General features: G+C 58.8%; 12 protein-coding genes and 2 pseudogenes. 12 read left to right on the top strand and 2 right to left on the bottom strand.

Going from position 1 to position 13,894, the window contains the following annotated elements:
* Positions 1-4: 4 nt before the first annotated feature.
* A complete protein-coding gene (locus T424_RS0114470; RefSeq protein WP_051558997.1) occupies positions 5-1,177 on the bottom strand; it encodes a lactonase family protein in 1,173 nt (390 codons plus the stop codon).
* A gap of 368 nt (positions 1,178-1,545) precedes the next feature.
* Between T424_RS0114470 and T424_RS0114465 the strand changes: the two genes are divergently transcribed.
* The 6 genes and pseudogenes from T424_RS0114465 to T424_RS0114440 all read left to right on the top strand — a co-directional run bounded on the left by T424_RS0114465 (position 1,546) and on the right by T424_RS0114440 (position 8,452).
* Positions 1,546-3,147 carry an ABC transporter substrate-binding protein gene (locus tag T424_RS0114465; RefSeq protein ID WP_027488369.1) on the top strand — a complete coding sequence of 534 codons (1,602 nt, stop codon included), beginning with the start codon at positions 1,546-1,548 and terminating at the stop codon, positions 3,145-3,147.
* Between the two features lie 149 nt (positions 3,148-3,296).
* A complete protein-coding gene (locus T424_RS0114460; RefSeq protein WP_027488368.1) occupies positions 3,297-4,325 on the top strand; it encodes an ABC transporter permease in 1,029 nt (342 codons plus the stop codon).
* 83 nt (positions 4,326-4,408) lie between these two features.
* Positions 4,409-5,221, top strand: a pseudogene (locus T424_RS0114455) (ABC transporter permease); the annotation flags it as partial.
* Positions 5,211-6,053: an ABC transporter ATP-binding protein gene (locus T424_RS0114450; protein WP_027488366.1), complete on the top strand. Its 843-nt coding sequence runs from the start codon at positions 5,211-5,213 to the stop codon at positions 6,051-6,053. The pseudogene T424_RS0114455 and the gene T424_RS0114450, both read left to right, overlap by 11 nt.
* On the top strand, positions 6,050-6,829 hold the full coding sequence (locus tag T424_RS21075) for an ABC transporter ATP-binding protein (protein WP_051558995.1): 780 nt from the start codon (positions 6,050-6,052) through the stop codon (positions 6,827-6,829). The genes T424_RS0114450 and T424_RS21075 overlap by 4 nt, the downstream gene beginning before the upstream one ends.
* A 363-nt stretch (positions 6,830-7,192) precedes the next feature.
* Complete coding sequence (locus T424_RS0114440; protein WP_027488365.1) at positions 7,193-8,452, top strand: GGDEF domain-containing response regulator; 1,260 nt, start codon at positions 7,193-7,195, stop codon at positions 8,450-8,452.
* A gap of 100 nt (positions 8,453-8,552) precedes the next feature.
* Here the strand turns inward: T424_RS0114440 and T424_RS0114435 are convergent, their stop codons facing one another.
* The gene (locus T424_RS0114435) at positions 8,553-9,107 is read right to left on the bottom strand and encodes a c-type cytochrome (RefSeq protein WP_027488364.1); all 555 of its coding nucleotides are present in this window, start codon (positions 9,105-9,107) and stop codon (positions 8,553-8,555) included.
* Positions 9,108-9,419: 312 nt separating this feature from the next.
* Between T424_RS0114435 and T424_RS0114425 the strand changes: the two genes are divergently transcribed.
* The 6 genes and pseudogenes from T424_RS0114425 to tnpC all read left to right on the top strand — a co-directional run bounded on the left by T424_RS0114425 (position 9,420) and on the right by tnpC (position 13,804).
* A complete protein-coding gene (locus tag T424_RS0114425; RefSeq protein WP_027488362.1) occupies positions 9,420-10,169 on the top strand; it encodes a 3-deoxy-manno-octulosonate cytidylyltransferase in 750 nt (249 codons plus the stop codon).
* Positions 10,170-10,178: 9 nt separating this feature from the next.
* On the top strand, positions 10,179-11,027 hold the full coding sequence (locus T424_RS0114420; protein ID WP_027488361.1) for a prephenate dehydratase: 849 nt from the start codon (positions 10,179-10,181) through the stop codon (positions 11,025-11,027).
* Positions 11,028-11,345: 318 nt separating this feature from the next.
* The gene (locus T424_RS0114410) at positions 11,346-11,696 is read left to right on the top strand and encodes a transposase (RefSeq protein WP_161712586.1); all 351 of its coding nucleotides are present in this window, start codon (positions 11,346-11,348) and stop codon (positions 11,694-11,696) included.
* Positions 11,693-11,830 (top strand): IS66 family insertion sequence element accessory protein TnpB, encoded by a 138-nt coding sequence (gene tnpB / locus T424_RS22610; RefSeq protein WP_154664927.1) that lies wholly within the window; start codon positions 11,693-11,695, stop codon positions 11,828-11,830. The genes T424_RS0114410 and tnpB (T424_RS22610) overlap by 4 nt, the downstream gene beginning before the upstream one ends.
* A 59-nt stretch (positions 11,831-11,889) precedes the next feature.
* The gene (gene tnpB, locus T424_RS21070; RefSeq protein WP_037067798.1) at positions 11,890-12,141 is read left to right on the top strand and encodes an IS66 family insertion sequence element accessory protein TnpB; all 252 of its coding nucleotides are present in this window, start codon (positions 11,890-11,892) and stop codon (positions 12,139-12,141) included.
* 73 nt (positions 12,142-12,214) lie between these two features.
* Positions 12,215-13,804 (top strand): annotated as a pseudogene (gene tnpC / locus T424_RS21065) (IS66 family transposase).
* Positions 13,805-13,894 lie beyond the last annotated feature (90 nt).

The raw sequence follows: 13,894 nt of genomic DNA, 5'->3' as shown, positions 1-13,894 counted from the left end.
GAAATTACGGCAAATCTAAAATCTCCACCCAGTTGGCGCCCTGCCCTACCGGATAACGTTGGGCAGGACCAAGCTTGCCGTCGCTGCTGTTGATCGGATAAACGGAAATCATGTCGGACTTCTCGCCCGAAACAACGAGAAAGCGGCCTTTTGGATCGACACGGATGCCGCGGGGTTGCTTTTCAGTCGAAATCGAGCCGAAACGCTCCAGCGAGCCGGTTTCCGGTATAATCCTGAATAGCGCAAGCGTGCTGGTCGTGCGTTCGCTTGCATAGAGAAACCGGCCATCCGGCGTTATCGCAAGATCGGCGGCCCAGATGCGCGGTGGCGCCGCGGCAGGCGCGGGAGAGGTGGCCGCGGGCGCATTGAAGGGCGGCGGGGGTGGCGGCGCCACGCCACGCTCCAGGCCCGAATCCGCCGGAAGAATCGCCGCCTTGTCCACGGCCTTCAACGTTCCGGTGGCCGCATTGAGACTGAAATGCAAAATTTCGCCACTCAACTCCGTCAGCACATAAACCGATCCATTGTCTGGCGAAACGGCAATATGCCGCGGCCCCTGTCCGGGCGATGTTGCGATTGCGGGCGGCGTGTTGGGCTCGAGCATTCCCGTTTGCTCGTTCAAAACGAATTGCAGCACAACATCCGAGCCCAGATTGGTGGCAAAGACATATCGTCCACTGCGATCGCTCACGATAGAGTGGGCGTTCTGGCCCGTCGGAATCATCTGCCGGACGCCATCCTTGACAAGCCCATCCGGACCCACCGGCAAAGTGGCAATCTTGTTACCGCCATAGGAAGAGAAAAACAGCAAACGCCCCTGCTTCTCGACGGAGACATAGGGCATACTATCGGGAAGGGCCGCCACGGCCTGTTCTTGCAGCGCGCCAGTGTCTGCATCGATGCCATAGCTTACGACACGGTAAGGCTGGGAGCGCACGACGGCATAAAGATGCTTGCGATCCGGGCTGGCCGTCATCGGCATCACCGATTTTCCGGGAGCAGCCGTTCCGGCAGCCCGTAGCTGACCGGAGCTTTCATCCATGCTGTAGATATTGATGATGCCATCCGTGGCGGCTGACACATAAATGAAGGTTTTTGCCATGGCCGGTGTCGTCATTCCCAAAACACACAAGCCATATGTCAGGTAAAGCCGTTTTCTGAAAGCCAGTCTGCGCATTCCGGTTCCTCCCCTGCGCCCTGTTGATCCGTGAGGGCAACCACCGCCTCATCGCACAAGTTGCGCACTCATATTACAAGATATTCGTTATTGGATCATCTGTCGAGACAGCAGGCCACGTTCACTCTGCCCGGCAGCCAGATCCCGTCCGCGCCTTCAAACGGACTCTTTTCAGCGAGACGCTCACTATTCCCATTGGTATTTGCGGGAAACTGCGGCATGTCCTGTGATGTCAGGGAGCAAGCGCGCCAAAGCAGAAGGACAAGGCAAGTTTATCTCTCCGCTCTTGCCACATGTCAAAAAAGCGCATATTCATAATATGACATTCCGGCCAATTGAGGAGTTGGCCCCGACAACTGGAGGAATCAATGCGCAGATTTGCCGCCCCCCTCGTCCTGGGAGCCGCCGTTACCTTCGCCTTCAACGCTCCCCTTCCTGCTCATGCAGCAACGCCGAAGGATCAGCTTGTCATCGGCACCTCGCTTGCGCAGGTTCTCTCCCTCGATCCGCAACAGGGAACGGAGGTGAAGACGCAGGAAATTCTGGCCAACACCTATGACCGCCTCGTCTTCGCCGATCAGAACGATCAAAACAAAATCAAGCCGCAACTGGCAGAAAGCTGGACCATCGACGACAAGGCCATCACCTTCAAGCTCAAGCCTGCCAAATTCGCCTCCGGCAACCCGGTGACGGGCAAGGATGTGGTTTTTTCCCTCGTGAGACTATTGAAGCTCGATCAGGCGGCGGCCACCAATTTCAAGAGCGCGGGCTATACCGCCGCCAATATCGAAACGATGATTTCCGCCCCCGATGACACGAGCTTCCGCATCACGCTGACGGATAACGTCATTCCCGAGGCCCTGCTGTACCGGCTGGCCATGGGGGTTTCGAGTATCGTTGACAGCGTCGAAGTGCAAAAGCACGTCAAGAACAACGATTTCGGCAATGAGTGGCTGCGCACCAATACCGCCGGATCAGGCCCTTATAGTCTGCGGCGCTGGTCGCCGAACGACATCGTGCTTCTGGAAGCCAATCCGCAATATCGCGACGGCACGCCGGCCATTCGGCGCATCATCATGCGCCATGTTCCCGAAAGCCAGGCCGCGCGCCTGATGCTGGAGCATGGCGATATCGATATTGCCAATGCCCTGACGGCAGCCGATGTGAAGACATTCGAAAACAAGCCCGGCTTCACGATCGACAGGGTCAAGACCGGCGGCTATTACGTCCTGGCCATGAATGCCGGCAAGGAACCGCTCTCCAAGCCGCAGGTGCGCGAAGCCATTGCCTATGGCATAGACTATAAGGGCATTGCCGATACGATCCTTGGGCCTTATGGCCGCGTGCGCAACGTTCCCGTGCCGCAGGACTGGCCGGGTGCCATTGCCAATCCCGATTGGTCGCTGCAACCTGAAAAGGCCCGGAAGCTTTTGGCCGAAGCGGGCTACCCCAATGGTTTCTCCCTGACATTGAAGACGATTTCACAAACACCGCGCGTGGATATGGCCACCGCCATTCAGGCCAATCTGGCCCAGATCGGCATTACCGTCACCATCCAGCAGGGCAATGGCGCCGACATCGTGGCCGCGCACCGGGCGCGTGATTTCGATCTTCTTCTGCCGCAAAGCAGCGCCTTCATGCCCACACCCCTTGGCGCGCTGGATAATTTCACCAACAATCCCGACAATTCCAGACAGGCCAACAACGCCGGCAATTTCGTCTGGCGCTCCGCCTGGGACATTTCCGAACTCAATGCCCTGCGCGAAAGCGCCAACAAGGAGCGGGACGATACCCGCAGACTTGCGATGGTGAAGGAGCTGCAAGAAAAATTCATTGCGCAAAAGCCAGCCGTTCTGCCGCTTTTCGAACGCTTCGAACCCATCGTCGTCAGCGCCCGCGTGAAGAATTACCATGGGGACTCCGCTTCGCTGACCCGTATCGAAGGGGTCAGCAAGGCCGACAAACCCTGATGCACACCCTGCCGGGCCGCCGGGCGCCCGGATAGGGCATCGATCCTCGACTGACGCCCTGACCGCAGCGACAGGGCGTGATGAAAATGGCATGGTTCACACGGGGCACGACCGCTCCGGCTTTCCATGCCCGAACTCTGGCGGTGTGGATGAAAGAATTTTCCCTTCCCGAACTTGCCACGCGACTGGGGCAGCTGATTGCAAGCCTCTTCGTGCTGCTGGTCGTCACCTTCGTCATCGGGCGCATCCTGCCGCATGACCCGGTGGGCGCCATTGTCGGTGAACTTGCCGATCCCGCCGCCTATCAGGCCATGCGCGCCCGGCTGGGGCTCGATCTGCCGCTCTACCAGCAATTCTGGATTTATATGACGTCGCTTGCCCGTGGCGATCTCGGCACCGCCATTCTCACCGGCAATCCGGTAGCGCAGGATCTGGGACAGGCCTTTCCGGCAACGCTTGAGCTTGCCACCTTCGCCGTCATTCTCTCCACGCTGGTCGGCGTGCCGCTCGGCATGAGTGCCGCCTTCTTCCGGGACAGCCTGCTCGACAAATTCACCCGCGTCATTGCCCTTGTGGGGCATTCCATTCCCGTTTTCTGGTTCGGCATTGTCGGGCTGGTGATTTTCTATGCATGGCTGGCATGGGTAGGCAGTCCGGGCCGGGTGGATGTCTATCTGGAAGGTCTGGTGGAGCCGCGCACCGGCCTGCTTCTGGTCGATAGCCTGCTGGCGGGCGATCACGAAGTCTTCTGGAATGCCGTATCCCACATCATCCTGCCAGCCTGCATTCTGGCCTATTCGGCCATGGCTTACATTACCCGCATGACCCGAAGCTTCACGCTGGAACAGCTTAATCAGGATTATGTCACTGCCGCGCGCGCCAAGGGCGCCTCAAGCCTGCGGATCGTGTTGCGTCATATCCTGCCCAACATCGCCGTCCAGCTCATCACCGTGCTGGCGATTTCCTATGGCGGCCTTCTTGAGGGGGCCGTGGTGACAGAAATCGTCTTTTCCTGGCCGGGGATCGGCCAATACATGACCAACGCGCTGATGACCGGCGACATGAATGCCATTCTGGCCTGCACGCTGGTCATCGGCCTGGTGTTCATGGTTTTGAATTTTCTCTCCGATCTCGCCTATCTCATCTTCGATCCCCGCACACGGGAGGTCTCGCCATGAACCACGCCGATGCCGTTGCGGCAAACACAGGCAAGCCAGTCTTTGCCGCCCGCGCCAGAACAGCGCTTGCCGCTTTCCTGGGCAAACTCATGCACGAGCCGCTGGGCCTGTTCGGCTTTGCCGTGCTGGCTCTGTTGATTATTATCGCCATTCTCGCTCCCTTCATTGCCCCACATGACCCGCTGCGGCAAAATCTGGCTGAGGCGCTGCAAGCGCCAAGCCTGAGCCATTGGGCCGGAACGGATGAATTCGGGCGCGACATTCTCTCCCGGCTGATCCTCGGCACGCGCATCACAATTCAGACCGTGCTTTCGGTGTCGCTGATCATCGGCCCCTTGGGACTGCTGATCGGCATCATCGCCGGCTTTGCGGGCGGACGCACCGATGCCATATTGATGCGTATCACGGATATTGTCCTCAGCTTTCCCTCCCTCATTCTGGCGCTGGCCTTCGCAGCCGCGCTTGGACCAGGCCTGAACACCGCCGTCATTGCGATCTCGTTGACCGGCTGGCCGCCCATCGCGCGGTTGGCAAGGGCTGAAACACTGATCGTGCGAAATACCGATTATGTCGCCGCCGCACGGCTTTACGGCGCCTCGCCCGCGCGTCTTCTGTTTCTCTATATCGCGCCGATGTGCATACCGTCAGTGGTGGTGCGCCTCACATTGAACATGGCGGGCATCATCCTCACGGCCGCGGCTCTCGGCTTTCTCGGCCTTGGCGCCCAGCCGCCCGCACCCGAATGGGGCGCGATGATTTCCAACGGACGCAAATTCATGCTGGATCACTGGTGGGTAGCGGTCATGCCGGGCATCGCCATTCTCATCACCAGCCTTGCTTTCAACCTTGTCGGCGACACGCTGCGCGATATTCTGGACCCACGCCATGCCCGATAAGGACATCATACTCAGCGTCCGCAACCTTTCCGTACAGTTTGGACGCGGCGCCATCCCGGCCGTCAGTCATGCAAGCTTCGATCTCGGCGCGGAAAGACTGGGCATTGTCGGCGAATCCGGCTCAGGCAAATCCACGCTTGGCCGCACCATCATGCGCCTTCTGCCGCCAGCGGCGCGGATCGAGGCAGATACACTGGATTTCGAGGGCGAGCCGCTTTTGCAGCTTCGCGAAAGACAGTTGCGCCGGATGCGCGGAAACCGCATGGCGCTGATCATGCAGGATCCGCGCTATTCGCTCAATCCCGTGCTGACGGTTGGCCAGCAGGTTGCCGAAGCCGTGATCCTGCACCAGGAGACCAGCGGGAAAGCTGCGCGCGAGCAGGCTGCGGCCATGCTGGAACGGGTGCGTATTTCCGATCCGCAACGCACCATGCAGCTTTATCCGCACCAGATCTCCGGCGGCATGGGGCAAAGGGTGATGATCGCCATGATGCTGCTGTCGCGGCCACGCCTGGTGATTGCCGACGAACCGACCTCGGCACTGGATGTCGGTGTCAGGGCGGAGGTGCTGAACCTGCTGGACGAACTGGTGCGCGAAAACAACTGCGCCCTCATGCTCATCAGCCATGATATTCGTATGGTCGCCACCTTCTGCCAGCGCATACTGGTCATGTATCAAGGCCAGATCATCGAAACACTGGAACGGCTGGAGGAGGCACGACATCCCTATACCCGCGGCCTTATTGCCGCCATGCCGGATCCGACAAGGCCAGTTTCCCGCTTGCAGGTTCTGAACCGGCAAGCCATTCGAGACTGGGGGAGGCCGGCATGATTGACGTTAGAAACCTTTCGGTGGCCTTTGGCCGCGGTGCGCAACGCCGCGAGGTGGTGAAATCCGTTTCCTTTGCCGTCGCCAAGGGCGAAACGCTTGGCATTGTCGGGGAATCCGGCTGCGGTAAATCCACTGTGCTGCGCTCGCTGGCAGGCCTCGACAGGCATTGGCAGGGTGAAATCCAATTGGCTGGCCAGAACGTTGGCCAGGAGCGCACACGCGCCGAACTCATGCTGGCGCAAATGGTGTTTCAGGATCCCTATGGCTCCATTCATCCGCGCCATCGCATAGAGCGCGTGCTGGCCGAGCCGATCCGCGCCATGGGGAAAGGAACGGGTTTCGAGCTTGTGGGCCAGGCCCTGCAACAGGTTGGACTGCCAGCCGCCTTTGGTGAGCGCTTTCCCCACCAGCTTTCCGGCGGACAGCGCCAGCGCGTGGCGATTGCAAGGGCGCTTATGCTCGAGCCACAAATTCTGCTGCTGGACGAACCGACCTCGGCGCTCGATGTTTCGGTGCAGGCGGAAGTTCTCAACCTGCTTTGCGACCTGCGCGGGGAGCGCGCACTGACCTATGTTCTGGTCAGCCACGATCTCGCTGTCATCGCCCACATGTGCGACCGGGTTCTGGTGATGCAGAACGGCGCCTTCGTCGATGAACTGACACGAACGGAGCTTGAGCGCGGAATAACCCATCACCCCTATTCACGGCTGCTTTTTCAATCCGCACTGCTGTGGGAAAAGCCGCACAACGCCGGGTCGATAGAAGCCCTGCCCTGAGGTAGCGAAGGTCAAATTCCATGCTGTTGCGATGGAAAAACAAAAGCCTGAAACGCAGGCCGCCCTACTGCATAATTCCTTAAATCGGAATCGATTTAAGGTGAAAATTATGCAGCATCTTCAAAGTGTTACAGCATCCTTTGTGCGTTTGTTAAAACGCACGGCGCTGTAACTTCATAAACCGCTTAAAAATAATTTCCCTATATTATATCGGGGCCTCGGCTTCTTCCGCTCCCGCGCGACACCACGGGTACAACGCAAGCAGTTTGGGCAAGGCAGGCCTGTGAAACCAATCTTGCCGCCATGGCGTGTCTTTCATGATGGACCGCCAAGGCTGCAAGCAGAGCCCCGAAGAGATAAGAATTGTCCGAGCCCCGTATTCTGCTCATCGAAGATTCGCCTGCCATGTCGGCGCTGCTCATGAGCCATCTGCAAAAGTCGGTCTCTGCCGAGATTGTGCATTGCCGCAGCCATTCAGAGGCAGAAAGCGCCCTGCAAAGCCAGGACTTCACCGTGGCCATCACCGGCATGAACCTGCCGGATGCCCCGAACGGAGAGATCCTCAATCTGCTTTGCTCGAAAAACATCCCCACCGTGCTGTTCTCGGCCTCGGTTATCGACGATCTGGTCAAGAATTACGCCTCGCGTCGGCTGGTTGATTATATCGTCAAGGACGGGGTGACGTCGGTTGAAAAGGTCGCAACCTGCGTGGTTCGCGTCATCAACAATCGGTCCACCGCCATTCTTGTCGTCGATGACATGAAGACGTCGCGGTCGGAACTTTCGAGCTTTTTGAAAGGCCAGAATTTCCTTGTTTTCGAAGCCTCAACGGGAAAGGAAGCATTGAGAATTCTCGGCGGCAATCCGGCCATAGAGCTCGTCGTGACCGATTACTTCATGCCGGATATGGACGGTTACGAACTGACCCAAACAATCAAAACGATCTATGGCTCTGACCGGCTGCGCATCATCGGCGTTTCCGCATCCACGGACCGGCGGCTGTCGGCCTCCTTTCTGAAAGCAGGCGCATCGGATTTCATCTACCGGCCATTCCTGCCCGAGGAATTGCAATGCCGGATCAACAACAACGTCGAAACCCTTCTGCAACTGAAACGCCTGCGTTACATGGCGGAGCGGGATTTTCTGACTTCGCTCTATAACAGGCGCCTGTTTTTCGAACGCGCCGAAAATTTTCTCGCCAGCGGCACGAAGGGCGCCATCGCCATTCTCGATATTGACCACTTCAAATCGCTCAACGACACCTACGGCCATGAAACGGGCGACAGGGTGCTGAAAGCGGTCGCCAGCCTTCTGGCAAAAGGCCAAAGCGAAGGCCGCTATCTGGCCGCCCGAATTGGCGGCGAGGAATTCGCGCTGCTCTTCATGAAAACCGACCGCGACGGCGCGATTGCCATCGCCCAGGCACTCCTGAGCGACATTCAGGGAATGGCTCTGGACCATGCCAAAGGTCCGATCAGGATTACCGCTTCGATCGGCGTGGTGAAACTCGCACCGGATGAGCCACTCGATAACCAGCTCAACGCCGCGGACCAGATGCTCTATCTGGCAAAGAGCCGTGGCCGCAACAGACTGTGCAGCGATCAGCCCTTCGACGAAGCCTGATGCGGTGAGATTTTCCCAAGGTTGCAGCACTCTTTGCGCCTTTGACAAAAGGCACGGCGCATAAAAGCCCCCGGTGAAGGCCGGGGGCATGAAACATCAATTACGGCGTGGGAAGCGCTGCCGGACTATCCGACTGATTATGCAGATAAACCAGAAGGTTGGCGCGATCCTCGTCCTTCGGCAGACCTGCAAAGCCCATGGCCGTACCCGGCACGAATTTCTTCGGCCCATGCAGGAAGTGGTTCAGGTTTTCGAAGGTCCACTTCTCGGCGCCGCCCTTGGAAAAATCCTTGAGGGCTGCCGAATAGGAGAAGCCTTCATGGCTGGCAACCGGTCTTTCGACAACGCCCCAAAGGTTCGGTCCGACCTTGTTTGGACCGCCCTTCTCGGCGTTATGACAGCTCGTGCATTTCTTGAACACGGCTTCGCCAGCCTTTGCATCGCCCTTGGCCAGAAGCTGCGCCACCGGCACTTCGGCCGCAGGCGCCGCAGCCCCGCCACCGCCAGCCGCAGGCGCCTCGGCAGCGGCGATTGCGTAACCTTCCTTTTCAGGCTTTGGCGCATGAAAAATGCTTTCCGACGCCAGCGATACGGTCATCAGCACCAGGATCGTGCCCAGCAACGCGCCCGCGCCCATATTCATGTATGAATTCATTGGTGATTGCTCCCCATGCAGTCCGCAAACATCATAATCGGACAAGCCTCCTCCACAGCGTTACAGCATTCCAGGCCCCTTGACGCTGCGACATTCTGCCCTCGAGCCGTTTTCAAGGAAGCGCAGGCGAAGAAAAACAAATTCCCCCTGAAAAGAGCGCCATCAACGGCCGCTGCCCCTTCCATCAAAAGGCCTCCAACAGAATCTGCTGATGAAAAGGCTAAGACTTTTACTTGACAGTTGCAACCGGATTATGTTCCCCCACTTGCAGCGCATTTGCCGTTTACAGACCCTGCTTTCAAAGGCGAATTCATGCCCGATAAAACCCTGTCGCATACGCTCGTTCTCATTCCCGCCCGCATGGCATCCACCCGGCTGCCGGGCAAGCCGCTGGCCGACATTGCCGGCCTGCCGATGATCGTACAGGTGGCGCGGCGCGCAGCCGAAGCGCAAATCGGGCGCGTCATCGTGGCCGTGGACGATCAGCAGGTATTCGATACCGTCCGCGACGCCGGTTTCGACGTGGTGATGACCTCCCCGGACCACCAGTCCGGGTCGGACCGCATCTTCGAGGCCCTGACCAGGGCGGATCCGCAGGCAGAGGCGCAAATCATCGTCAATGTTCAGGGCGATCTGCCGACAATCGATCCGCAAATTATCCGCGCGGCCCTCAATCCGCTTGAGGATCCTGCGGTGGACATTGCAACGCTGACCGTGGAAATCGAGGACGAGGCGGAAAAGACCAACCCCAATGTCGTGAAGGTCGTGGGCTCTCCACTCTCCGACTCCCGCCTGAGGGCGCTTTATTTCACCCGCGCCACCGCACCGCACGGCCACGGGCCGCTTTACCACCATATCGGACTTTATGCTTATCGCCGCGCCGCCCTGGAGCGTTTCGTCAAGCTGGCACCTTCCGTGCTGGAAAAGCGGGAATCCCTCGAACAACTCCGGGCTCTGGAGGCAGGAATGCGCATCGACGCGGAGATCGTGAAAACGGTTCCGCTCGGCGTCGATACGGCCGCCGATCTCGAAAAGGCCCGCACCCTGCTCTCCGGTTGCTGAGGACACACTATGACCATGCAGAAGATTTCCTTTCAGGGCGACCACGGCGCCAATTCCGACATGGCCTGCCGGGACATGTTTCCCGCGATGGAGCCGCTGCCCTGCCCGACTTTCGAGGATGCCTTTACCGCACTGGAAAACGGCGATGCCGATCTGGCGATGATCCCGATTGAAAACACGCTTGCCGGGCGGGTCGCCGATATTCACTATCTGCTTCCGCTGTCACGCCTGCATATCGTGGGCGAATATTTCATGCCGATCCGTTTTCAGCTCATGGTGCTGCCGGGCGTCAAGACCGATGAAATCAAGACGGTTCACAGCCATATCCACGCGCTTGGACAATGCCGGAAGATTATCCGCAGCCATGGCTGGAAGGCCGTGGTGGCAGGCGATACGGCGGGAGCCGCAAGGCAGGTTGCCGAAAAGGGCGACCGCAGCATGGCAGCACTTGCCCCGCGCCTTGCCGCCTCGCTTTACGGGCTGGACATCCTGGCGGAAAATGTCGAGGATTCGGAAAACAACATAACGCGCTTCGTCATCCTGTCTCGCGATGAGGTTGAACTGAAACGCCAGTCCGAAGAAGAGCGGTTCATCACCACCTTCGTGTTCAACGTGCGCAATATTCCAGCCGCACTTTACAAAGCCATGGGCGGTTTTGCCACCAATGGCGTGAACATGACGAAACTGGAAAGCTATCAGATCGGCGGGCGCTTCGTGGCAACGCAATTCTATGCCGATATCGAAGGTCATCCGGAAGACGCCCCGGTGAAGCGCGCGCTGGAGGAGCTCCGCTTCTTCTCGGAAAAAGTCCGTATCCTTGGCGTTTACAAGGCCCATGCCATGCGTGGAAGGCTTTAGAATGTGTGGACATTCATTTTGAATTGATGAGTGAGGCACATAGATTGATCATAGCCGCACAGGATGTGTCTCTCTTGTCGGACCGCATAGCTATGCTTTTGAAAGTAGTTTTCAATCAGGTGCCGCCACTTGTACATTTCTTCGTCGATATCGAGTGGAGCAACGCGCTGCGGTCGTTGTGAGATTACGATCTTTACGTTAAGCGGCAAGGAACCCCCATCTGGCGTGAGTTATGCAGGGCAGGGTATTACGGAGGTACGAGTTCTCTGAATGTGAGGATCTATGTCTAGGCCTGCGGCTAGCCTTGGGTTGATGCGAATGATCGAGGCTGTGCCCGATCGCCTTGACGGGTCGCCGCGCCAGTTGCGGCGGTTCTGGTCCGGCGAATTCAAGGCCACAGCGGTTGAGCAGGCCTGTCAGCCCGGTGTGAACATATCGGCAATCGCGCGGCAGATTGGGATCCTGCCGTCTCAACTCTACCGCTGGCGCAGAGAACTGTTGGCGAGTGAGGAGCCTGGACAGACAGCGCCGGCAGTTGAACCGCAGAGCGCCGCACCTGGCCCCGCCTCCGGCGTCGAAATCGTCATTGGCGATGTCGTCGTGCGCGCTCCCGTCGATGCTGACGAGGCTCATCTGCAGCGCGTGATCCGGGCGGTTCGCTCCGCATGATCCCCGCAGGTGTAAAGGTCTTCCTCGCCAGCCATCCCATCGACTTCCGCAAGGGACCGGACAGCTTGCTGTCGCTGGTGCGTGATGCCGGCAGTGATCCGTTCAACGGCTCGCTCTACTGCATAATTCCTTAAATCGGAATCGATTTAAGGTGAAAATTATGCAGCAGATTTAAAGTGTTACAGCGTCTTTTGTGCGTTTGATAAAACGCACGGCGCTGTATGTCTTCCGGGCGAAGCGGGCCGACCGGGTCAAGATCGTCTGGTGGGATGGATCGGGTGTCTGTCTCTATTCCAAGCGGCTGGAAAAGGCGCAGTTCTGCTGGCCGCGGATCGGGCATAACCGGGTGCAGCTCAACCATGCCCAGCTCATGGCGCTGGTTGATGGCATGGACTGGAAACGGGTCCGCCCGGTGGCGGTAAAGCCGCCGGAGATTGTTGGGTAAAGGCCTGCGGCGAAATGAATCAGCCGCATGAAAGGGCAGGAAAACCGGAGCAAAATGTGCTCAGGTCAGCCTCATGACGCCGCCGGATTTGCAGCTCCCGGATGATGTAGAGACCCTGAAGGCCATGGTCCTTGCCATGGCCGACAAGGCGGCGCGGGCCGATGCTCTCGAGAGCGAGGTTGCAGATCTCAAGGAACGAAACGCCGATGCCGATGAGCGCATCGAACGACTGACGCAGATCCTGAAAGCCTTCGATCGCGCCCGCTTTGGCCGGCGATCGGAAAAGCTAGGGCCTTCAGGCATGGATGATGAGCAGCAGGCTTTTGTCTTCGAGGAGATCGAGACCGGGATTGCTGCAATCCGAGCCCAGGTGAACAAGAGCGTCACCCATCCCGATGGGAAACGTGCACCCCGGCCACGCAAGGGCTTTGCACCTCATCTGGAACGGGTCGAAGTCGTGATCGAGCCAGACGAACTGTCCGAGCATGTCGGCAAACAGAAGGTGCTGATCGGAGAGGACGTCTCGGAGCGGCTGGACGTCGTGCCGGCGAAGTTCCGCGTCATCGTCACCCGCCGGCCAAAGTATGCCTTCAAAAACGAAGACGGCGTCATTCAGGCAGCCGCGCCCGCGCATATCATCGAGGGCGGCATTCCGACGGAAGCGCTTCTCGCCCAGATTGCGGTCTCGAAGTATGCCGATGGCCTTCCGCTCTATCGGCAGGAGGCAATCTATGCCCGTGACAAAGTCGAGCTTGACCGGAAGCTGATGGCCCAATGGATGGGCAAGCTCGGCTTTGAGCTCGACATCCTGGCCGACTACATCCTCGCCGAGATCAAGTAGGCGGAGCGCATCTTCGCTGACGAGACGACGTTGCCAACACTCGCGCCCGGATCCGGATCGGCCAAGACGGCCTGGCTATGGGCTTATGCCCGGGATGACAGACCCTTCGGTGGCAGTGGTCCGCCGATGGTCGCCTATCGGTTCGAAGATAGCCGCGCTGGCGATCGTGTCGCCCGGCATATGAGTGGCTATCGCGGTATCCTTCAGGTGGACGGGCATGGTGCCTATAACAAGCTGGCCCGATCCGCCGGCGGCAATGATGGCGTGATACTGGCCGGCTGCTGGTCCCATAGCAGGCGCAAGTTCTACGAGCTGTATGCTTCGGACAGCTCCAGGATCGCCACCGAGACGGTGGAACTGATGGCAAAGCTCTGGGAGGTGGAAGCAGCGGCCCGCGGTCAAAGCCCTGACGTCCGTGTCGCGGCGCGCCAGGCGACATCTGCTGCGGTCGTCAACGAGCTCTTCGCCCTCTGGCAGAAGACCCTACCGCGGATCTCCGGCAAGTCGAAGCTCGCCGAGGCGATCCGCTATGTCACCTCGCGTCGCTCCATCTTCGAGCACTTCCTCACCGACGGCCACATCGAGCTCGACTCCAACATCGTCGAGCGTGCAATCCGGCCCCAGACAATTACCAGAAAGAATAGCCTCTTCGCCGGCAGCGATGGCGGTGGAAGGACATGGGCAACAATCGCCACGCTCCTTCAGACCGCAAAGATGAACAACGTCGATCCGCAGGCCTGGCTCACCCTGACCCTCGAGCGCATCGCCAACGGCTGGCCGAGCTGCAATCTCGATGCACTCATGCCGTGGAGTTATACGTAAGCCCCCGGTGATGGCCGTCTTGCGATGTTGATGGGAACATCGGAAGTCCTAGTGCAAACACTAGGAGTAGTCCTATGACGAAGCATCCGA

The sequence above is a fragment of the Allorhizobium undicola ORS 992 = ATCC 700741 genome (assembly GCF_000621665.1).
In the GTDB taxonomy this organism is placed as follows: domain Bacteria; phylum Pseudomonadota; class Alphaproteobacteria; order Rhizobiales; family Rhizobiaceae; genus Allorhizobium; species Allorhizobium undicola.
Note: the sequence above shows the minus strand (reverse complement) of the source record. Positions and strands in the feature narration are given on the sequence as shown.

Excerpts from the sequence above, each read along its gene's own strand:
- T424_RS0114470 (WP_051558997.1), bottom strand. The coding sequence starts at position 1,177 with ATGCGCAGACTGGCTTTCAGAAAACGGCTTTACCTGACATATGGCTTG.
- T424_RS0114465 (WP_027488369.1), top strand. The coding sequence starts at position 1,546 with ATGCGCAGATTTGCCGCCCCCCTCGTCCTGGGAGCCGCCGTTACCTTC.
- T424_RS0114460 (WP_027488368.1), top strand. The coding sequence starts at position 3,297 with ATGAAAGAATTTTCCCTTCCCGAACTTGCCACGCGACTGGGGCAGCTG.
- T424_RS0114450 (WP_027488366.1), top strand. The coding sequence starts at position 5,211 with ATGCCCGATAAGGACATCATACTCAGCGTCCGCAACCTTTCCGTACAG.
- T424_RS21075 (WP_051558995.1), top strand. The coding sequence starts at position 6,050 with ATGATTGACGTTAGAAACCTTTCGGTGGCCTTTGGCCGCGGTGCGCAA.
- T424_RS0114435 (WP_027488364.1), bottom strand. The coding sequence starts at position 9,107 with ATGAATTCATACATGAATATGGGCGCGGGCGCGTTGCTGGGCACGATC.
- T424_RS0114425 (WP_027488362.1), top strand. The coding sequence starts at position 9,420 with ATGCCCGATAAAACCCTGTCGCATACGCTCGTTCTCATTCCCGCCCGC.
- T424_RS0114420 (WP_027488361.1), top strand. The coding sequence starts at position 10,179 with ATGACCATGCAGAAGATTTCCTTTCAGGGCGACCACGGCGCCAATTCC.
- T424_RS0114410 (WP_161712586.1), top strand. The coding sequence starts at position 11,346 with ATGATCGAGGCTGTGCCCGATCGCCTTGACGGGTCGCCGCGCCAGTTG.
- tnpB (WP_154664927.1), top strand. The coding sequence starts at position 11,693 with ATGATCCCCGCAGGTGTAAAGGTCTTCCTCGCCAGCCATCCCATCGAC.